This window comes from Streptomyces sp. NPDC048434, from assembly GCF_043200375.1.
Classification (GTDB): Bacteria; Actinomycetota; Actinomycetes; order Streptomycetales; family Streptomycetaceae; genus Streptomyces.
In genome coordinates this window covers 1-18,154 of sequence record NZ_JBICXQ010000018.1, presented here as the reverse complement: position 1 = coordinate 18,154, position 18,154 = coordinate 1, and the positions used below count along the sequence as shown (strand labels likewise).

19 protein-coding genes and 1 pseudogene are annotated in these 18,154 nt (G+C 70.3%); 12 read left to right on the top strand and 8 right to left on the bottom strand.

Annotated features, from left to right (window positions below; genetic code table 11):
• A complete protein-coding gene (locus ACGFWI_RS21550) occupies positions 1–1,356 on the bottom strand; it encodes a tetratricopeptide repeat protein (RefSeq protein WP_393907587.1) in 1,356 nt (451 codons plus the stop codon).
• A gap of 224 nt (positions 1,357–1,580) precedes the next feature.
• On the opposite strand from ACGFWI_RS21550, the gene ACGFWI_RS21545 reads away from it, so the two are divergent.
• The 4 genes from ACGFWI_RS21545 to ACGFWI_RS21530 all read left to right on the top strand — a co-directional run bounded on the left by ACGFWI_RS21545 (position 1,581) and on the right by ACGFWI_RS21530 (position 4,614).
• Positions 1,581–2,330 (top strand): hypothetical protein, encoded by a 750-nt coding sequence (locus tag ACGFWI_RS21545; RefSeq protein WP_393907586.1) that lies wholly within the window; start codon positions 1,581–1,583, stop codon positions 2,328–2,330.
• A 76-nt stretch (positions 2,331–2,406) separates the two neighbouring features.
• Positions 2,407–3,318 carry an aminoglycoside phosphotransferase family protein gene (locus ACGFWI_RS21540; protein ID WP_393907585.1) on the top strand — a complete coding sequence of 304 codons (912 nt, stop codon included), beginning with the start codon at positions 2,407–2,409 and terminating at the stop codon, positions 3,316–3,318.
• Entirely contained in the window at positions 3,319–4,005 is a 687-nt protein-coding gene (locus ACGFWI_RS21535) for a class I SAM-dependent methyltransferase (protein WP_393907584.1), read from the top strand.
• Between the two features lie 30 nt (positions 4,006–4,035).
• Positions 4,036–4,614, top strand: a complete 579-nt coding sequence (locus ACGFWI_RS21530) for an HAD domain-containing protein (RefSeq protein WP_393907583.1) — start codon at positions 4,036–4,038, stop codon at positions 4,612–4,614.
• 124 nt (positions 4,615–4,738) lie between these two features.
• Here ACGFWI_RS21530 and mobC read toward each other — a convergent pair.
• Positions 4,739–4,982: pseudogene (mobC, locus tag ACGFWI_RS21525) on the bottom strand (plasmid mobilization relaxosome protein MobC); the annotation flags it as partial.
• A 639-nt stretch (positions 4,983–5,621) separates the two neighbouring features.
• On the bottom strand, positions 5,622–6,017 hold the full coding sequence (gene sodN / locus ACGFWI_RS21520) for a superoxide dismutase, Ni (protein ID WP_030085982.1): 396 nt from the start codon (positions 6,015–6,017) through the stop codon (positions 5,622–5,624).
• 168 nt (positions 6,018–6,185) lie between these two features.
• On the opposite strand from sodN, the gene sodX reads away from it, so the two are divergent.
• A complete protein-coding gene (gene sodX / locus ACGFWI_RS21515) occupies positions 6,186–6,656 on the top strand; it encodes a nickel-type superoxide dismutase maturation protease (protein ID WP_393907724.1) in 471 nt (156 codons plus the stop codon).
• On the opposite strand, the gene ACGFWI_RS21510 is transcribed toward sodX, so the two are convergent.
• The gene (locus ACGFWI_RS21510) at positions 6,560–7,189 is read right to left on the bottom strand and encodes a CGNR zinc finger domain-containing protein (RefSeq protein ID WP_393907582.1); all 630 of its coding nucleotides are present in this window, start codon (positions 7,187–7,189) and stop codon (positions 6,560–6,562) included. The genes sodX and ACGFWI_RS21510 overlap by 97 nt on opposite strands.
• 95 nt (positions 7,190–7,284) lie before the next feature.
• Here ACGFWI_RS21510 and ACGFWI_RS21505 point away from each other — a divergent pair, with 95 nt between their 5' ends.
• Complete coding sequence (locus tag ACGFWI_RS21505) at positions 7,285–8,046, top strand: class I SAM-dependent methyltransferase (protein ID WP_393907581.1); 762 nt, start codon at positions 7,285–7,287, stop codon at positions 8,044–8,046.
• Between the two features lie 197 nt (positions 8,047–8,243).
• Here ACGFWI_RS21505 and ACGFWI_RS21500 read toward each other — a convergent pair whose 3' ends face one another.
• The 3 genes from ACGFWI_RS21500 to ACGFWI_RS21490 all read right to left on the bottom strand — a co-directional run bounded on the left by ACGFWI_RS21500 (position 8,244) and on the right by ACGFWI_RS21490 (position 11,025).
• Positions 8,244–8,996, bottom strand: a complete 753-nt coding sequence (locus tag ACGFWI_RS21500) for an amino acid ABC transporter ATP-binding protein (RefSeq protein ID WP_393907723.1) — start codon at positions 8,994–8,996, stop codon at positions 8,244–8,246.
• A 50-nt stretch (positions 8,997–9,046) separates the two neighbouring features.
• The gene (locus ACGFWI_RS21495; protein WP_393907580.1) at positions 9,047–9,988 is read right to left on the bottom strand and encodes an amino acid ABC transporter permease; all 942 of its coding nucleotides are present in this window, start codon (positions 9,986–9,988) and stop codon (positions 9,047–9,049) included.
• Positions 9,989–10,050: 62 nt separating this feature from the next.
• Positions 10,051–11,025 carry an ABC transporter substrate-binding protein gene (locus ACGFWI_RS21490; RefSeq protein WP_393907579.1) on the bottom strand — a complete coding sequence of 325 codons (975 nt, stop codon included), beginning with the start codon at positions 11,023–11,025 and terminating at the stop codon, positions 10,051–10,053.
• Between the two features lie 528 nt (positions 11,026–11,553).
• On the opposite strand from ACGFWI_RS21490, the gene ACGFWI_RS21485 reads away from it, so the two are divergent.
• The 5 genes from ACGFWI_RS21485 to ACGFWI_RS21465 all read left to right on the top strand — a co-directional run bounded on the left by ACGFWI_RS21485 (position 11,554) and on the right by ACGFWI_RS21465 (position 15,550).
• Positions 11,554–12,774 (top strand): NADP-dependent malic enzyme, encoded by a 1,221-nt coding sequence (locus tag ACGFWI_RS21485; protein WP_393907578.1) that lies wholly within the window; start codon positions 11,554–11,556, stop codon positions 12,772–12,774.
• A gap of 158 nt (positions 12,775–12,932) precedes the next feature.
• A complete protein-coding gene (locus ACGFWI_RS21480; protein WP_393907577.1) occupies positions 12,933–13,895 on the top strand; it encodes a zinc-binding dehydrogenase in 963 nt (320 codons plus the stop codon).
• 62 nt (positions 13,896–13,957) lie between these two features.
• The gene (locus ACGFWI_RS21475; protein ID WP_393907576.1) at positions 13,958–14,569 is read left to right on the top strand and encodes a HutD family protein; all 612 of its coding nucleotides are present in this window, start codon (positions 13,958–13,960) and stop codon (positions 14,567–14,569) included.
• A 208-nt stretch (positions 14,570–14,777) separates the two neighbouring features.
• A complete protein-coding gene (locus ACGFWI_RS21470; RefSeq protein WP_393907575.1) occupies positions 14,778–14,987 on the top strand; it encodes a helix-turn-helix domain-containing protein in 210 nt (69 codons plus the stop codon).
• A complete protein-coding gene (locus ACGFWI_RS21465) occupies positions 14,987–15,550 on the top strand; it encodes a Clp protease N-terminal domain-containing protein (protein ID WP_393907574.1) in 564 nt (187 codons plus the stop codon). The genes ACGFWI_RS21470 and ACGFWI_RS21465 overlap by 1 nt, the downstream gene beginning before the upstream one ends.
• Positions 15,551–15,632: 82 nt before the next feature.
• On the opposite strand, the gene ACGFWI_RS21460 is transcribed toward ACGFWI_RS21465, so the two are convergent.
• Positions 15,633–16,514 (bottom strand): hypothetical protein, encoded by an 882-nt coding sequence (locus ACGFWI_RS21460; protein ID WP_393907573.1) that lies wholly within the window; start codon positions 16,512–16,514, stop codon positions 15,633–15,635.
• A gap of 356 nt (positions 16,515–16,870) precedes the next feature.
• Here ACGFWI_RS21460 and ACGFWI_RS21455 point away from each other — a divergent pair, with 356 nt between their 5' ends.
• Positions 16,871–18,037, top strand: coding sequence for a serine hydrolase domain-containing protein (locus tag ACGFWI_RS21455; protein WP_393907572.1), 1,167 nt, complete (start codon positions 16,871–16,873; stop codon positions 18,035–18,037).
• The last annotated feature ends 117 nt before the right edge of the window (positions 18,038–18,154 follow it).

Genomic DNA, 18,154 nt, shown 5'->3' with positions numbered 1-18,154 from the left:
TTAGGTGAGGGCCTCGCGGGCGCGGCGGGCGAGATCGGTGGCGCCTGGGACGCGGCGGCGCTGGTAGATGGCCAGGGTTGAGCGGATAGAGGTGATCGCCTTGCGGGTGCGGTCGGAGGTCACGCCCTCCATGAGGACCAGGGCCTGGGTCCAGGCGGCGACCGCTTCGTCGGCGCGGGCCTGGGCGGCGAGGCTGTCGCCGAGGTCGGCGTGGGTGAGGGCGTGCACGCGCTTGTACTTCGTCGGGTCCCAGCGGGTGAGGGCGTCGCGGTGTTGCTGCTCGGTGCCCACGTGGTCGGCGAGGTCCGTCAGGGTGCGGGCGGTGTGGCTGGCGACGGTGCCGGCGGCGGGGCCGCTCACGCGGGAGTAGGTGGGCTGTAGCCCGTCGTCGCGTAGGAGAGCGTCCTCCGCTGCGAGCAGGGCGCGTGCGGCCAGGGGGTTTTCGCCGACGGCTGCGTACGCGCGGGCGTGGGTGATGTGGAGCAGGGCTTCCGTTTGGCCGTCGATGTGGCCGGCGCCTTGGGTGAGAGCGGCTTTGGCGAGGTCGACGCAGTGGTGGGGCTGTTTGAGGCTGAGGGCCTGATGGGCGAGGGCGCGCATCATCCAGGCGGCGTGTCCGTGCGGGTCGGCTTCGCAGGCGAGCCGGTAGCCGACCTGGTAGTAGCGCTGGGCGGCGCCCTCCTGGCCGAGGTCGTGGTGCTTCCACCCTGCGAGGTAGGCGAGTTCGGCGACCGCGCCGAACGCAGCCCTACGTAATTCGTCGCTTGCGAATCGGCCCCGCAGTATGGGTGCGGCGGTGTCGGCGAGGTACGCGGTGACCGTGGTCAGTCCGTGGCCGCCGCCGAGGCGTTCGTCGGCGGCACTGAAAGCCACGGTGATCTGCCGTACGACGTCCACGTCCTCCACCCCGACCACGGACGTGCCGGTGCGGGCGCGGAGCATGCGGGCGGTGGCCTCGTGGTCGTAGCCGAGCGGCATGGCGACGCCGGCGGTGGTGAAGGCTGCGATGGTGAGGAAGCGGCGGCGCTCGACGTCGGCGCGGCCCAGGTCGGTGACAGCGAGGACGGGGTCGGAGTCCGCCTGCTGTTCGGCTTCGCGCGCGCGGAGGCCGATCTCGGTCTGGGTGATCGTGCGTCCCGCTCGTCGGGACAGTGCTTCGGCGAGGTACTGGCCTACTCGCCCGGAGGGGGCGCGGGTGTTGTTCACCCAGTGGGAGACGGCCGACTTGTTGGTCTGGAGGATCTCGCCGTTCTCTGCTGCGACGCGTCGGATGTCCTTGGCCAGGGCCTCGTATGTGCAGCCGACCGCATCGATGGTGTCGCGCAGGCGGGAGTTGGGCTCTCTCTGCGCCGCCACGAGTGCCTCCCGTCCGGGGATGTAAACCGCGTATACCGCTTCAACCGCTCCTCACCGTACCCACTGTGCGTGATCGCGGGTTCACTAATCATCAGCCGCCCGGCCCCGGTCGACACCGTGACCAGGCTCCCCCCTTCGGTCGGACGGCCCCCGAAGTTCCGTACGCCCAAACCGGGTTCGGGCATTCCTGTGCCCGAATCCGGCCGATCAGAGACGGAGACACGGTGACCACCATCGACACCATGACCATCACGGTCGAACTGCCCGAGGCATTCGACGAGCGCTGGAGCCGCCTGCCCGGAATCCACGTCGACGGCCGGCGCATCATCATCGACCCGGCCGAGTATTTCTTCCGCTTCGAGTCGAGCACATGGCGCGTTGCCGACTGGGAGCTGGTCAAGACTCAGCTCCTGCACGTGGACGAGACCGCCGAGAGCGCGGTCGAGCAGCTCACGCTGGAGTTCATCAAGACCCACGCCCAGTCCACCTCGGACGCCGCCCGCGTGCTCGCCACCGCCTACAACGTGTACGCCTATCTCTTCCGCGACGAGCACCTGGCCGGCCTCGGCCTCCCGCAGATCACCGCCGAGCACCTGCGGATGCTCCGCGAGGCGGCCACGCTCATGGCGCTCAACAAGGCCGAGCTTGACGGGCACATCTCCAACGTCGGCCCGTGCTGGTTCTTCCCCGCAGCCACCTCGGTGGTCTTCGACCTCCACGATGAGATGGGTGGGCTGCTCGACGAGGTCTACCACGGTGGTTGGTTCAACGAGCATCGCCGCATCGAGTCCATCAAGGCCCACGCCGCGCTCGGTGGACGGCTGGTGCACGGCTGCCAGTCCGTGCCGGACCAGTCCGGCGGCGTAGTGGCGCCCTACGGTGCCTCGATGGCCACCTTCCGCGACGACCTCGCGGCCTTCAAGACGGGATGGATCGAGCAGGTCTACGCCTACCGCGTGATCGATCCCGCGTAGTCCCCGTACGACCAGGCTCCGGGGCGGGCCCACTCTCGGCGCCCGCCCCGGACGCCGACACAGCACTGGAGCCCTTATGGACGCGAACCTCAACGCCCCACTCCTGGAGGACCTGCTCACCATCACCGGCCAGTCACAGCCCGCACGGACCGAGGTCCGGGTGTGGTCCATGTCCGGTGTCGAGCGACTGTCCTTCCCTGACGGCACCACGCGCATCTTCAAGTACGCCAAGAAGCCGTTCAACAGTGAGAACCAGGCCCTCCGACTGGCACACGCGCTCGGTGTTCCCGTGCCCATCGTGCACGCCTCCGCAGGCATGGGCGACTGGCTCGGAATGCTGCTGGAAGACCTCGGCAGCCCGGTCCGCGAAGCAGACGACCTCGATGGAGCCGCCGCAGCGGTAGTCCTGCACCACACTCCGACCGCACCCGCCCTGCCCGTCCTCGGCGAGGAGGTTCTGCGGGTACTGCCGAACCGCGCCTTGGACCATCTCGACCGGCTTCGCAAGGAGGGGCGCTGGCAGGACGCCGACGACATCGAGCACGCCCTCGACCAGATCGCCCACGTCGCCGAGGCCCGCGCGGCCGGAGCCACACTCGCCCCGTTTGGCTGGGTGCACTCCGAGTTCCACCCCACTAGCCTCCACATCGGCCGGCGCGGCTGGCGGCTCCTGGACTTCGCCCGGGCCTTCACAGGCCCCGGCCTGCTCGACCTGGCGAGCTACCACGGCACCCTGGACACCCCCGACCCGGTACGCCTGCGCGTCTTCCTGGAGTCGTACGTCACCGAAGGCGGAACCCCCGATGTGCTCGCCGAGCGCGGTGGGCTTCCTGCTGAAAAATGGGCGCTGGGCTGGCACCGAATGTGGGCCGTCGAGTGGTTCATGGAGCAGTCCATCCGCTGGATCAACGACCCAGCCACCGACCCCGCCTACATCAAGGTCGTACGCCGCCACCTCACCGATGTCCTCCACCTCCTGGAGGTCTAGGTGCTCGCCCAGGCTTCTCCCTGGTACGCCCACGCGCTGCAACGCACCGCGGCCGGACCTGCTGAGCCACTGGCCGTGCCCGCTCGGGTGGAGTGGACCACACGGCCCGGCAGCGGCCCCGGCACCGAGATCCTCGGCCCGGACCTGCGCCGAAAGCGTGTTGTGGAACTCGGTTGCGGGCCTGGTCACAACGCCGCATGCCTCGCCACCCGCCACGGTGTCCATGTCATCGGCGTCGACCTCGTCGGCCTTCAGATCCGCCGGGCCCGCTCCCACTACGGACGGCTGAACAACCTCACCTTCGTCGCCGGACACGCACTCCACTACCTGCAGGCGTCCGACGAACAATTCGACGCGATCTACTCGGTCTTCGGCGCCATCGGCCTCGTTGCCCCCGAGCTCCTCCTCCCGGCCATCGCGCAGCGCCTCAAGCCCGGCTGCACCCTCGCCTTCTCCGTCCCGCACCCCCAGTGCGGCAACCGGCGCCCCGCCAGCGATGACCGCCCCGGCCGCGACTTCGTCACCCTCCCCGACTCCACCCGACTTCCCATCGCCCGCTGGGACTTCGACGCTGAACGCTGGGACAAGCACCTCACTCGGGCGGGCCTCCGCCTCACCTCGGCCCGCGAGTTCCACGACGCCCGCACCACCCCCACCACCTTGCTGGTCAGCGCGTGCAAACTCTGACCCCGCCCACGGCTCCCTACGGAGGAACCGATGCGCCTGCCCTACCTGCTCCTCGACATCGACGGCATCCTCATACCCTTCCCCGCTGCCGACGGGACCACCCCGCCGACTCACGCCCGCCACGATGTCGTCCCCGCCGGCCGCACCGCCGACCACCCGGTCACGATTTGGCTCAACCCTGCCCACGGGCCCCTGCTCATGGACGTGATCCGCAGCGGCCTGGTCAACCCGGTCTGGTGCACCAGCTGGCGTCAGGACGCCACCACCCTGATCGGGCCGCTCCTCGGCCTCCCGCCCCTGCCGTACGTCGATCTGCCGCGCCCGCAGATCACCACCAGCCACCCCAACGGCTACCTGTGGAAGCGCGACCACGTCGACACTTGGCTGGGGGACACACCCGCTATCTGGATCGACGACGACTTCACCATCCTTGACCACGCGTGGGCGGCGGAACGCACCTCCTGCGGCCCGGCAACCCTTCTTGTCCAGCCGGATTCCCATGTCGGGATGCGAGCCGAGGACTTGGCCGCGACCCTGGCCTGGGCCGGAGAGCTGTGTGCTGTGGTGAGCGGTACGCCGGGTGCGCCCTGTGGAGCCGACGCTGCGTGAGGCGGCGCGGAGCGCTCCGGCCATGTCCCAGGCGGCGACGATATGGGCGTCGGTGTGTTCGTCGCGTCGTCCCGGACCGAAGAGGTAGTTGACCAGGCCGATGGTGTGGGAACCGGTGGAGATGTCAGGCACCATGGCCGGCCCCTTGGTCCATCAGCTCGTGACCGGCCTCGGCGGCCTGCTCGACTCGGGGGAGGACCGCCTCGGTGCCCTCGGGTACGGCGCCGGAGTGGATGGCGCCCGTGATCTGGTTTCAGGTTGGTGCCGATCCGGTTCAGCGCCTTGGCGTGTGCCTCGATGGCTTCCGACAGCGGGCGGACCGGATCGTCCTCCGGACTGTCGACCACGTTCGCCTCGCCGAGCTCGACGAGGTCACGACCAGCATGGTCACCGGGCTGTACGTCGACCCGCGCGCCGGAAGGATTTCCTTCGAGAAGTACGCAACGAAGTGGGAGGGCGAGCAGATCGCCGGTGAGGCGGGCACCCGCATCACGGATAACGCCCTGCGGGTGCATTTGATACCCGCGCTCGGCACCTACGCGATGGCGTCCTCGGACGCACATCCCTCTCCGAGCAACTCGGGCCTGGCAGTGTGCGCAATGTCGCGGCGTACGGTCCCGGTAGGCGAGGTCGTCACCGATGCGCTCCTCGCGCATCTCGCCGCGCGGCCGTCGAGGGAATGGCTCTTCACAAAGGAGCAGTCGAGAACGACGCGGCAGTCCAGGAGGGCCGCAAGCCCGTCGCCCTGCCGCACATGGTGACCCACGACCTGCGGCACTTCTAGGCCTCCGCACTCATCGCCGGCGGGGCGAGCGTCAAGCAGGTCCAGCTCATCCTTGGGCACGCGTCCGCGGTCATCACCCTGCGGATCTACGCGCATCTGTGGCCGGGCGAAGAAGACCGCACCCGCTCCGTCATGGACGCCGTACTTGGCGGCATGCGGACCGGGTGCGGACAGGTAGGCGAAGTGACCCGCGAAAGTGCAGGTCAGACCGCCTAGGTCAAGATCAGGCCTTCTTCGTCTCCCAGAAGATCTTGTCGATCTGGGCGATGTAGTCCAGGGCCTTCTGACCGGTGGCCGGGTCGTTGGAACCCTTGGCGGCGCTGAGGGCCTTGAGGGTGTCGTTGACCAGCTGGTGCAGCTCCGGGTACTTCTCGAAGTGCGGCGGCTTGAAGTAGTCGCTCCACAGCACCGAGACGTGGTGCTTGGCCAGCTCGGCGCGCTGCTCCTTGATCAGGACGGCGCGAGTGCGGAAGTCCGCGTCCTCGTTGGCCTGGTACTTCTCCTGGACGGCCTTGACGGACTCGGCTTCGATGCGGGCCTGGGCCGGGTCGTACACGCCGCAGGGCAGGTCGCAGTGGGCGCTGACCTTCACCTTGGGGGCGAACAGGCGCGAAAGCATGTTCAGTCCTTCCTCGTGATCGTCTTCTCAGGTGCGAGATTACTCGGTGCGGGAAGGCTTTTCTTGGTCGGCCCGGGGGTCTTAGGGCAAAAGTCCAGTGCCAAGGTGGGACTGATGGAGGATGAACCGGTGAGCGGGTCGGACCGGGGCTGGGCCGGGAGGTACGGGATGCCGGAGCGAGTGCATGAGCGCGGGCCGGAGCAGGGTGAGGACGCGGATACGGGGCACGAGCGGGGCGGGTTCCTCCGTGCGTTCGGGCTGGCCGAGGTCTACAACCCGTCGATGGTGCCGACGCTGCAGCCCGGTGATCAGCTGGTGGTGCAGTACGGGGCGGCGGTGCGGCCCGGCGACGTCGTCGTGCTGCGGCACCCGTTCCGGCAGGATCTGCTGATCGTCAAGCGGGCCGTGCAGCGGCGCGACGGCGGCTGGTGGGTCCGGGGGGACAATCCGTTCGTCGAGAACGACAGCCGGGAATTCGGTGTGGTTCCCGACGAACTGGTCATTGCCCGCGCCCGGGTGCGGGTGCGGCCGCCGAAGGGGATTCAGCGCTCGGTCACCGGGGTGCTGTCCTGGGCGCTGTCGGCGGTCCGGCCGGTAAGGGCCGAGCGCTCGCTCTCCAGGCGCTTGCGGGCGCGGTAGGCGGCGACATTGGCGCGGGTGGCGCAGCGGTCGGAGCAGTAGCGCCGGGAGCGGTTGGTCGAGGTGTCCAGGTAGGCGTTGCGGCAGGGCCGCGCCTCGCAGATGCCCAGCCGGTCCACACCCAGGTCGGTGAGGTGGAACGCCAGGCCCATACAGGCGGTCGCGGCGAAGCTCGCGGTCGCGTTGGCGGCGTGGTCGGCGATGTGCATATGCCAGTCGGGGCGGCCGTCGTCGTCCCGGTATTCATGGCCGGAGATCTGCGGGCTGACGGGGAACTCCATCATCAGGGCGTTGAGGAGGTCCACGGCCAGCACCTCGTCGCCGGTGTCGGCGGCCTCGAACACGGCGCGCAGCCGGGCGCGGACCGTGCGCAGCCTGGTGACGTCGCTGTCGGTCGCGCGCCGGGCGACCTGCTGCGCCGGGCCGAAGAGTTCGCGGACCGCCTCGACCGAGGTGAGGCTGTCGCTGCCGCGCTCGGGCTGCTCGGTGTTGACCAGTCGCACGGCATAGTCCGAGTAATAGGCCAGTTCCACTTGTAGTCCTTACGGGCGGGGGCTAAGGTGCGGAGTGCTTGAGCGAAGTAATGGGTGTTGTTACTACGAGGGTATTACGGCCTGAAGGGGAAGCGATGACCGAGACCGTCGTCGGCGCCGATTGGCAGGCGTGGCAGAACAGTTGGGACCGCCAGCAGGAGTGGTACCTCCCCGACCGCGAGGAGCGGTTCCGGGTGATGCTGGACATGGTCGAGGCGCTGGTGGGTCCCGAGCCCCGGGTACTGGACCTCGCCTGCGGTACGGGAAGTATCTCCGACCGGCTGCTGAAGCGGTTCCCCAAGGCCGAGAGTGTGGGCGTCGATCTGGATCCCGCGCTGCTGGCCATCGCGGAAGGGTACTTCGCCGGCGAGCGCCGGGTCCGCTTCGTACGAGCCGATCTGAAGGATCCGGGCTGGACGGACAGGCTGCCGCACGACTCGTACGACGCGGTGCTCACCGCCACCGCGCTCCACTGGCTGCACACCGAGGACCTCCGCGGTCTGTACGGGCAGCTCGGCACCCTGGTGCGGGACGGCGGGGTCTTCATGAACGCCGACCACATGCCCGAGGAGGCCACCCCGCGGATCAACGCCGCCGAGCGGGCCTTCCGGCATGCGCGGATGGACGCGGCGAAGGCGGCCGGCGCCGTCGGCTGGGCCGACTGGTGGCAGCTGGCGGCCGCCGACCCGCGGCTGGCCGGGCCGACCGCCGAGCGCTTCGAGATCTACGGCGAGCACGCCGACGGCGACACCCCCTCGGCGGCATGGCACGCGGCCGTCCTGCGCGAATCGGGATTTGCGGAGGCCCGGCCGGTATGGGCGTCGCCCACGGACGCGCTGGTGCTGGGCCTGAAGTAGGGCCATGACGAGCCGCTGCGCCGTCGGACGGGGCGAAAAGACCGCGGCGGGACTTCCTCCCGAGGGAGCAAGTCCCGCCGCGGACCAAGGCTTCCGCCGCGACGGCGGGCCATGCCCGCGGTGGCATCCGGCGGTGCGGAACCGGCCGGAGCCACCGCGCCCGGTACCGGGCCGTCGCGCTCCTACAGCACCTTCGACTACAGCACCTTCGACAGGAACGACTTCGTCCGCTCGTGCTGCGGATTGCCGAGCACCTCGCGCGGGTGGCCGGATTCGACGACCACACCGTCGTCCATGAAGACCAGCGAGTCGCCGACCTCACGGGCGAAGCCCATCTCATGGGTCACGACGATCATCGTCATACCGTCCGCCGCCAGGTCCTTCATGACGTCCAGGACGTCACCGACCAGCTCCGGGTCCAGGGCCGAGGTCGGCTCGTCGAAGAGCATCAGCTTGGGCTCCATCGCCAGCGCACGGGCGATGGCGACGCGCTGCTGCTGGCCGCCGGAGAGCTGCGAGGGGTAGCTCGCGGCCTTGTCGGACAGCCCGACGCGGTCCAGGAGCTTGACCGCCCGCTCCCGGGCGGCGGACTTCGACTCGCCCTTGACCTGGATCGGCGCCTCCATGATGTTCTCCACCGCGGTCATGTGCGGGAAGAGGTTGAAGCGCTGGAAGACCATGCCGATATCGCGGCGGCGGGCGGCGACCTCGCGGTCGCGCAGCTCGTAGAGCTTGCCGTGGTGCTCGCGGTAGCCGACCAGTTCGCCGTCGACGGACAGCCGTCCGGCGTTGACCTTCTCCAGGTGGTTGATGCAGCGGAGGAAGGTCGACTTGCCGGAGCCGGACGGGCCGATCAGGCAGAAGACCTCCTGGGGCGCGACCTCCAGGTCGATGCCCTTGAGGATGTGGGCCGCACCGAAGGACTTGTGGACGCCCTCGGCCTTGACCATCGGGCCGCCGCTCGCGCCGGCGGTCGGCTTGCTCGTCGTGATCTTGCTGGTCATCCGACACCTCCGGGGCGGTTGAAGCCACCGGACAGCTTCGCCTTGGCTTTCTGGAGCGGGGTGAGCGGCAGCTGGCGGCTGGAGCCGCGGGCGTAGTAGCGCTCGAGGTAGTACTGGCCGATGCTCAGCACCGTGGTGGCGATCAGGTACCAGGCGGCGGCGAGGATCAGCATCTCCACCACGACACCGGAGTCCCGTCCGACGTTCTGTGCGGCCTGCAGCAAATCGTAGTACTGGACGGCGATGACCAGGGAGGAGGTCTTGAGCATGTTGATGACCTCGTTGCCGGTCGGCGGCACGATCACCCGCATCGCCTGGGGCACGATGATCCGGCGCAGCGTCCTGGCGTGGCTCATGCCCAGCGCGTGCGCCGCCTCGGTCTGGCCCTCGTCGACGGCGTTGAGGCCGGCCCGGCAGATCTCCGCCATGTACGCCGCCTCGTTGAGGCCGAGGCCCAGCAGCGCGCACAGGAACGGGGTCATGAAGTCCGACCACTCGTCCTTGTAGATCGGCATGATGTCGATGTACTGGAAGACGAGGCCCAGGTTGAACCACAGGAACAGCTGGACGTAGACCGGCGTACCGCGGAAGAACCAGACGTAGAACCACGCGACCGTCGAGGTGACCGGGTTCTTGGACTGGCGCATCACGGCCAGGATCACACCCAGCACGATGCCGATGATCATCGAGAGCACGGTGATCAGCAGGGTGTTGCGCAGGCCCTTGAGGATGTCCGCGTTGAACATGTACTGAGGGATGGCGTCCCAGTTGACGTTCCCGGAGGCGAAGGCCCGGCCGAGCAGGGCGATCAGTCCGATGACGACGATCGCCGCCACCCAGCGGCCGTAATGGCGGACCGGGATGGCCTTGATCGGCTCGGGCTGGGGCGGCGGAGCGTCCGCCGGCGGCTGGGCCGACTTGTCGACGTCAACTGGCACGGGTGTTGCCTTTCAGCGTTCGGCGGGAGGTGCGCGGAGCGGAGGGGACGGTTTCCGGTGACTCAGGAGCCGCCATTGAGCTGCACCTTCTTGACCGCGGCATCCTTGACGTCCCACTTGTCCAGGACCTTGGCGTACGAGCCGTTCTTGATCGCGAGTTCCACCGCGGCCCGGAGCGCGTCACGCAGCTGCTCCTTGCCCTTGGGGATCGCGATGCCGTACGGGGCCGCCTTGAGCGGCGCGCCGCCGACCATCTGGAAATCCTTGCCGTGACCGGAGACCTTCACCGCATACGCCGCGACCGGGTAGTCGCTGGAGACGGCGTCCACACCACCGGTGCGCAGCCGGGTCTGGGCCTCGGAGTCGTTGTCGAACGCCTCGATCGAGATCGGCTGCTCGCCGTTCTTCTCACAGGCCTTCGACTTGTCCTTGGCCAGGTCGTGCGAGACGGTGCCGCGCTGCACGGCGATCTTCTTGCCGCACAGCGTCTCCCAGCCGTCGATGCCGTTGGTCTTGCCCTTCTGGGTGTAGAGCGAGACGCCGACGTTGAGGTAGTCGATGAAGTCGACACCCTGGCCGATCTTCTTGCCGGTGTTGCTGTCGATGCCCTCCTGGCGCTCCTTGGTGTCCGTCATCGCCGACATCGCGATGTCGTAGCGCTTGGACTTCAGGCCGCCCATGAGGGTGTCGAAGGTGGCGTTGTTGAAGTTGAGCTTGATGCCCAGCTCCTTGCTCATCGCCTCCGCGAGATCCGGGTCGATGCCCTCGACCTTGCCGTTGGAGCGGAATTCCACCGGCTTGTAGGTGATGTCCGAGCCGACCTGGAGCAGGGCCTTTTCCTGGACGTCCTTGGGCAGCTTCTTGAACAGCGGCGCATTGACGTTGCGGTTCTTCTTCGCGTCGCGCTTGGCGATGGCCGCGTCCGTCTGGTCGCCGCAGGCGCTGAGCAGCAACAGCGAGGCGGCGACCGCGGCCGTCGCGGCCACGGCTGTGCGTGACCTGCCGACGGCCGGGCGACGGGTGGTGCTTGCGGTCATGCTGATCCTCCTGCGGATCGAGAAGCCGACGTGACAAATGGCCGGGGGCACACCTTCGAGCGTCGCGACCTCGGTTGGTGACGGAATCCTGTCATCCGGACTCCGCTATGCGGACTGTCGTAATGGTCAAAATCGGATAACGGACGGAGAAGACGAGGTGGCGCCCTTGTGTCGCAAGGGGAGCCTTCGCTTCCGTGGATGTCATGGGCCCCCTGGCTCTCTCCGGCGTCTCGGAATCCGGAACGGAGAGGGATGGCTCTTCTGAGTTTTTTGTGTATTTCGCGGTTAATGTCGGAACTCTGGAGCCGAGGGTAAGGAATCTGACTCGTCGGGGCGCGCGCCCGTCGGGTAGAAAGGTTCGTTACACCCCTCATCCGGGGCTCAGGGCGCGTGTGCGGCGCGCCCGGCGTCCGTACCTCCCCGCGCGCGGCGGCCATCTGCCGCGCACGGCGCGGACGCGGTGCCCGCCCACCCCTCAACCAGGGAGTGGCCACCCTCAGCAGATTTACGATTAAAGGGGTAAGACAAGTGGCAGCGGAGATCGTCAATCCTCGCAGCGACAGCAATACCGGTGCGGGCGCGGGCAGTGCCCCCGACGCCTTCGACCCGGCCTTCGCGTTGCATCGTGGCGGCAAAATGGCCATCCAGGCGACCGTGCCGGTCCGCAACAAGGACGACCTGTCCCTCGCGTACACACCGGGTGTCGCCAAGGTGTGCAGCGCCATCGCCGAGCAGCCCGAGCTCGTCTACGACTACACCTGGAAGTCCCAGGTCGTCGCCGTGGTCACGGACGGCACCGCGGTGCTGGGCCTCGGCGACATCGGCCCGGAGGCCTCGCTCCCCGTGATGGAGGGCAAGGCCATCCTCTTCAAGCAGTTCGGCGGCGTCGACGCGGTGCCGATCGCGCTCGCCACCACCGACACCGACGAGATCATCGAGACCGTCGTCCGGATGGCCCCGTCCTTCGGCGGCGTCAATCTGGAGGACATCTCGGCGCCCCGGTGCTTCGAGATCGAGCGCCGGCTCCAGGAGCGGCTGGACATCCCGGTCTTCCACGACGACCAGCACGGCACCGCCGTCGTCACGCTGGCCGCGCTGCGCAACGCCGCCAAGCTCACCGACCGGTCGCTCGGCCAGCTTCGCGCGGTCATCTCGGGTGCCGGCGCGGCCGGGGTCGCCATCGCCAAGATCCTCATCGAGGCGGGCATCGGCGATGTCGCGGTCTGCGACCGCAAGGGCGTGGTCTCCACCGACCGCGGTGACCTCACGGACGTCAAGCGCGAGGTGGCCGGCTTCACCAACAAGGGCCGGCTGACGGGCTCGCTGGAGGACGCGCTGGACGGCGCGGATGTCTTCATCGGTGTCTCCGGCGGCACGGTGCCGGAAGCGGCGGTGGCCAAGATGGCGAAGGACTCGCTGATCTTCGCGATGGCCAACCCCACCCCGGAGATCCACCCGGAGGTCGCGCACAAGTACGCGGCCGTGGTCGCCACCGGGCGCAGCGACTTCCCCAACCAGATCAACAACGTGCTGGCCTTCCCGGGCATCTTCGCCGGTGCCATGCAGGTGCGGGCCACCCGGATCACGGAGGGTATGAAGCTCGCCGCCGCCGAGGCGCTGGCCGCCGTCGTCGCCGATGAACTCAGCGCCGACCGGGTCATCCCCTCGCCGTTCGACGAGCGGGTCGCACCGGCCGTCACCGCCGCCGTCGCGGCCGCCGCCCGCGCCGAGGGTGTGGCGCGCCGCTGACCGCACCGCCACAGGTGTCGTACGCCAACGGGCCGGGCCCGCACCCCACACAGGTGCGGGCCCGGCCCGTTGTGGTGGCCGGGGCAGCCGGGGCGGCGCGGTGCGTGTCACACCCCTGCCCGGTACCGCGGCGCCCGGCCGCGGCCTACGTTGGGATCATGTTTGCTGCCTATGCCGCCCGCATCGACCGTGACCAGCCGCTGAACGGCCTCGAATTGGGGGAGCGGCCGGCCCCCGACGCACGCCCCGGCTGGACGACCGTCAACGTCAAGGCCGCCTCCCTCAACCACCACGACCTGTGGTCGCTGCGCGGGGTGGGGATCACCGAGGACAGCCTGCCGATGATCCTCGGCTGCGACGCCGCCGGAGTGGACGCGGACGGCAACGAGGTCGTCCTGCACTCCGTCATCGGGCAGACCGGCCACGGTGTCGGCCCCAGGGAGAAGCCCTCCATCCTCACCGAGCGCTACCAGGGCACGTTCGCGGAGCAGGTCACCGTCCCCTCCTGGAACGTGCTGCCCAAGCCGAAGGAGCTCTCCTTCGAGGAGGCGGCCTGTCTGCCGACCGCCTGGCTGACCGCGTACCGGATGCTGTTCACCAACGCGGGCGTACGGCCCGGGGACAGCGTGCTGGTGCAGGGCGCCGGCGGTGGCGTCGCGACCGCCGCCATCGTGCTGGGTGCCGCCGCGGGGCTGCGTGTCTTCGCCACCAGCCGGGACGAGGCCAAGCGCAAGCGCGCGCTGGAGCTGGGCGCCGAGGCGGTGTTCGCGACCGGCGAGCGGCTGCCGCAGCGGGTGGACGCGGTGATCGAGACGGTGGGCGCCGCCACCTGGTCGCACTCCATCAAGTCGCTGCGCCCCGGCGGCACCCTGGTCATCTCGGGCGCCACCAGCGGCTTCACCCCGAAGAGCGGGGAGCTCAACCGGATCTTCTTCCTGGAGCTGAAGATCGTCGGCTCCACGATGGGCAGCAAGGAGGAGCTGGCGTCGCTGCTCAGCTTCTGCGCGGCCAAGGGCATCCGGCCGGTCATCGACTCGACGCTGCCGCTGGACCGGGCGCGTGAGGGGTTCACGAAGATGGCGGCCGGCGAGCTGTTCGGCAAGGTCGTGCTTACGGTGTGACGCCTGGCGTGATGTCCATGCTGTGCGGCGTGCGGACGATTCGGTAAGGAGGGCCGCGAAGCGTGCGGATCCTGCGGGCGGAGGGGCGCGCCGCCGCGCCGTGGAGCAACGGCGGCGGGGTGACCCGGGAGGTCGCCGTCCAGCCGCCGGGCGCCGGCTGGGACACCTTCGCCTGGCGGGTCAGCCTGGCGGACGTCACCCGGGACGGGCCGTACTCGCCGCTGCCCGGCGTCCGGCGGATCCTCACCGTCGTCGACGGCGCCGGGCTGGAGCTGACGGTGGACGGCACCCCGCAGCTCCTCCCCGAGCGCTACCGCCCGTTCGCCTTCCCCGGCGGGGCGGCCACCGACTCCCGGCTGCTGGACGGCCCCGTGGTCAACCTCAATGTGATGCTCCGGGAGGGGCGGGCGGCGGCGACGGTGGAGATGGTGCGGGGCAGCCGGGCGGTGCGGCCGGCCGACGGCAGCGCTGACGGCGCGGCCGGTCCGGACGAGGTTTTGGTGGTGGCGGTCGAGGGGCGCACCCGGCTCGGGGCACCCGGCGGGCATCAGGCGCAGTTGGAGCGGTTCGACGCGGCGCTGCTGACGGCGCCGGACGCGGCCGCCGTCGGATTGTGGACGGACGGCACCGCGGCGGTGATCGCCCTGTCCGCCGCCGCTCCTGCCCGTCCGTAGAGGTGCCGCCCGCCTGCGGAGGCGGAGCCGGCGGCCGCGGCGGGGAGGTTCACCAGGGCGCGTGCAGGCGGTAGCGCGGCTCGGCGGGCAGGCGGCCGCCGCGGAAACCGCTCATCGAGCGTGGTCAAGGTCAGCGGGAGTGCGGGAAGCCGGGGTCGTGTGTCAATGATGGTTGACGCCTGGCGAGTGTCAACGTAAATTGACGGCTATGACCGAAGCAACGGATCTCGCCGAGCGGGCCGGCGACCGGGACCCCGGAGTCGGGCTCCGCGCCGTGGCCGCGCTCCGTCGGCTGCTGGAGCAGCTCGAAGCGGTGCAGGTGCGCAGCGCCCGCGCGAAGGGCTGGTCGTGGCAGGAGATCGCGGCGGAGCTGGGTGTCAGCAGGCAGGCAGTGCACAAGAAGCACGGGAGGCGCTGATGTTCGAGAAGTTCACGGCCGAGGCGCGCGCGGTGGTGCGCGGCGCGGCGGAACAGGCGGACCGTACGGGCAGTGGCACGGTCGGCGAACCGGAGCTGCTGCTCGCGCTGCTGGACCGTACGGACTCGCCGGCCGCCGGGGTGCTCGCCGCACTCGGTGTCCACGAACGGCGGGAGTCGGTGGCGGACGCCCTCGCGGCGGCACGCCGCCGCGGCGGGGTGTCCACGGCCGACGCGGCCGCGCTGGCCGGGCTCGGGATCGATATCGATGCGGTCGTGGCGCGGGTGGAGCAGGCGCACGGGGCGGGCGCGCTGGCCGCCGACGGGCGGGCCGGGCGCCGGAAGCGGATGCGCCGGCCGTTCACCGCGGAGGCGAAGTCCGTGCTGGAGGGTGCCCTGCGGATCGCCGTCGGCCGCGGCGAGCGGCACCTCGGCGACGAGCATCTGCTGATGGCGCTGGCCGCCAGGCCCGGACCGGCCGCGGCGGTGCTCGCCGATCACGGGGTGACCTACGGCGATGTGGTGCGGGCGCTGGGCGAGACCCGGGGCCGGCGCGCGAGTTGAGCAGGCCCGGGGCGGGCCCGTACGCGAGGGTGCTGCCCCGGGGCTGCCCCGCGGGGACCCACTTCCACGGGCAGGGCGCGCGCTACGGGTAGCCGACCTTCACCTTCCCGATTCCCAGCGTGCTGTGCCGGGGCAGATATCCGGCCTCGAAAACCGCGCCGAGGACCGGAGTGAGCAGCTGCGCCAGCCGTTCGGCGCGGGAGTGGCCCAGCGCCCGCCACGGGCCGGCCGCCAGCCGGTCCGTCGTCCGCTCGATCGCGTCGCGTTCCTTGCGGGCGCGCTCGGTCGCGGTGCCGTCCGGAGCGATCCAGCCACGGGCGGCGAGGCGGTGCCGGGCGTCGCTCCACTCCTGGGCGCTCCAGCCGCGCCCCACGAAGTCGGCGGCCGGCGCGGCGCCGATCGCGGCGAACGACACCAGGGCCTCGCACGGGTCGAGCCCACAGGTCAGCAGGGCCGCCAGATGGCCGTCGCCGCGGTGTTCGCGAAGGACCGTCGCGGCCTGCCAGAGCACCAGATGCGGCGCGTCCGGCCAGGGCAGATCGCGGTTGGCGGCGGCGAGCGGGCGGGCGGCGGGGCCGGCGTTCTCGGCGGCCTGGCGGGCGAGCCGGGCCGCCTCGGCGAGCTGCGCGGCACTCAGCCGGCCGTCGGTCAGGGCCGTCAGCGCACGGTCCATGGCCAGCAGCCGCGCGTCCAGGACTTTGGCCGGGTCCGCGACGGTCCAGATCTGCGGGAGGTACCGGGCGATCATCCGCGGGCTGAAGGTGTAGTACGTCGCGGCCACCAACTCGGGTCCGGCGGCGCCCAGCGGAGCCGTACGCCAGGCGAAATAGCTGGGCCAGCGGGAGGACACGTCATGGCCGAGGTCGGCGGCGACCTGGCGGGCCTCGGGGGCGAAGTACAGCGTGGCGTGCAGCGGCTCCAGCAGGTGCCACATCCGGCGGGCGACCGAAAGGTATTCCGACATCGCTTTACCTCATGGCCTTCACGATGCGTGCGCAGACAGGGAGGGTGGGACCGTAGTCGGGAACACGGCCGTCAGTCCGCGGAATCGGGCGGCTGGGGCTCCCTGGAACCCGGTGCCGGGCGAATAGCCGTGCGAAGTAGTGACTTCCCCGATTACGCCGCGTGAATCCAGACCGCAGATGACAACTGTGCGTAGCCGGGGGCCGGTTGGGGGGAAACCGGTTTCGGCCGTCGCGGCCGGGTGGCCGGATTCCTCCGTGCGCCGGATATTCGGTCGAGTCCGGGCGGCCCCGTACGTAAGGTGACCCGGCCGACGGCCCACGGGGGGTCGATGGGGCCGTTGAGAGGAAGCACCGGATGCCGTACCACGGATGGGCCGACGAGGGGTTCGGAGCCTTCGCCGACGAATTCGCCCGGAACTTCGCCGAGCGCGGTGAACTCGGTGCCGCAGCAGCCGTGTTCAAGGACGGACGCAAGGTCGTCGACCTGTGGGGCGGTATCGCCGATGACCGGACCGGGCGGGCGTGGGAGGAGGACACCGTCCTTCCCGTCATGTCCCTCGCCAAGGTTGTCGTCAGCACCCTGGCCCATCTGCTCGCGCAGGACGGGCGGCTGGATCTCGACGCCCCGGTGGCCGACTACTGGCCGGAGTTCGCGCAGCACGGCAAGGAGGGGATCACCACCCGGATGGTGCTCGCCCACACCGCCGGAATCCCGCTCGTCGAGCGGAAGTTGACGTTCGAGGAACTGACCGCCTGGACGCCGGTGATCCGCGCCCTGGAGGAGCAGAAGCCCCTCTGGGAGCCCGGGACCGCGCACGAGTACCACGCCCACGCCTTCGGCTTCATCATCGGCGAGGTGATCCGGCGCCTGACCGGCCGCACGCCCGGCGCCTCCTTCCGGGCGGCCGTCGGCGACGCACTGGGGCTGCGCACCTGGATCGGGATGCCGCAGGAGGAGGTGCCGCGGCTGGCCCGCCTCGTCGAGGCGGAGGCCCGGCCCCCGTTGCCGAGCGCCGATCTGCTGCCCATGCGGGCCCTGACGATGAACGGCGTCCTGCCCTTCCCCGGACTCGACGATCCGCACGGCTACAACTCCCCCGCCCTGCTGACCGCCGAATTCCCCGGTGCGGGCGCGGTCTCGTCGGCGCGCAGCCTGGCGACCCTGTACGCGGCGGTCGCGACGGGCGTGGACGGCGGGCCGCGACTGCTGTCCGAGGGCACCGTCACCGACGTGGTCACCCAGCTGTCCGGTGGGCCCTCTTGGTCCGGTTTTCCGGACCTCGGGGCACGCTGGGGGTCCGGTTTCCTCGTCGACTCGGCGTTCCGCCGCCTGCTCGGTCCGCGCTCCTTCGCCCACAGCGGAGCGGGCGGCCAATTCGCCTTCGGGGACGATGAGTTCGGCGTCGGGTTCGCCTATACCGCCAACCGGCTGGGCGGCCGCGGCGACCAGCGGGCCGAGCGGCTCATCGGGGCGCTGCGGGAGTGCGTCGGAGCCCCGGAGGCGGTGCGGGCCGGGGACTGAACGAACGACCGTGGTGGGGTGGGGGGGCCCCGACTGTAACTCCACACCCCACCCCAGGGCGGGGCCGGGCGGCGCCTGGGAGGGCCGCGCCCCCCCCCTATTGGATGCGGTCCCGGT

Excerpts from the sequence above, each read along its gene's own strand:
- ACGFWI_RS21540 (WP_393907585.1), top strand. The coding sequence starts at position 2,407 with ATGGACGCGAACCTCAACGCCCCACTCCTGGAGGACCTGCTCACCATC.
- ACGFWI_RS21530 (WP_393907583.1), top strand. The coding sequence starts at position 4,036 with ATGCGCCTGCCCTACCTGCTCCTCGACATCGACGGCATCCTCATACCC.
- sodN (WP_030085982.1), bottom strand. The coding sequence starts at position 6,017 with ATGCTTTCGCGCCTGTTCGCCCCCAAGGTGAAGGTCAGCGCCCACTGC.
- sodX (WP_393907724.1), top strand. The coding sequence starts at position 6,186 with ATGCCGGAGCGAGTGCATGAGCGCGGGCCGGAGCAGGGTGAGGACGCG.
- ACGFWI_RS21505 (WP_393907581.1), top strand. The coding sequence starts at position 7,285 with ATGACCGAGACCGTCGTCGGCGCCGATTGGCAGGCGTGGCAGAACAGT.
- ACGFWI_RS21500 (WP_393907723.1), bottom strand. The coding sequence starts at position 8,996 with ATGGTCAAGGCCGAGGGCGTCCACAAGTCCTTCGGTGCGGCCCACATC.
- ACGFWI_RS21490 (WP_393907579.1), bottom strand. The coding sequence starts at position 11,025 with ATGACCGCAAGCACCACCCGTCGCCCGGCCGTCGGCAGGTCACGCACA.
- ACGFWI_RS21480 (WP_393907577.1), top strand. The coding sequence starts at position 12,933 with ATGTTTGCTGCCTATGCCGCCCGCATCGACCGTGACCAGCCGCTGAAC.
- ACGFWI_RS21470 (WP_393907575.1), top strand. The coding sequence starts at position 14,778 with ATGACCGAAGCAACGGATCTCGCCGAGCGGGCCGGCGACCGGGACCCC.
- ACGFWI_RS21465 (WP_393907574.1), top strand. The coding sequence starts at position 14,987 with ATGTTCGAGAAGTTCACGGCCGAGGCGCGCGCGGTGGTGCGCGGCGCG.
- ACGFWI_RS21460 (WP_393907573.1), bottom strand. The coding sequence starts at position 16,514 with ATGTCGGAATACCTTTCGGTCGCCCGCCGGATGTGGCACCTGCTGGAG.
- ACGFWI_RS21455 (WP_393907572.1), top strand. The coding sequence starts at position 16,871 with ATGCCGTACCACGGATGGGCCGACGAGGGGTTCGGAGCCTTCGCCGAC.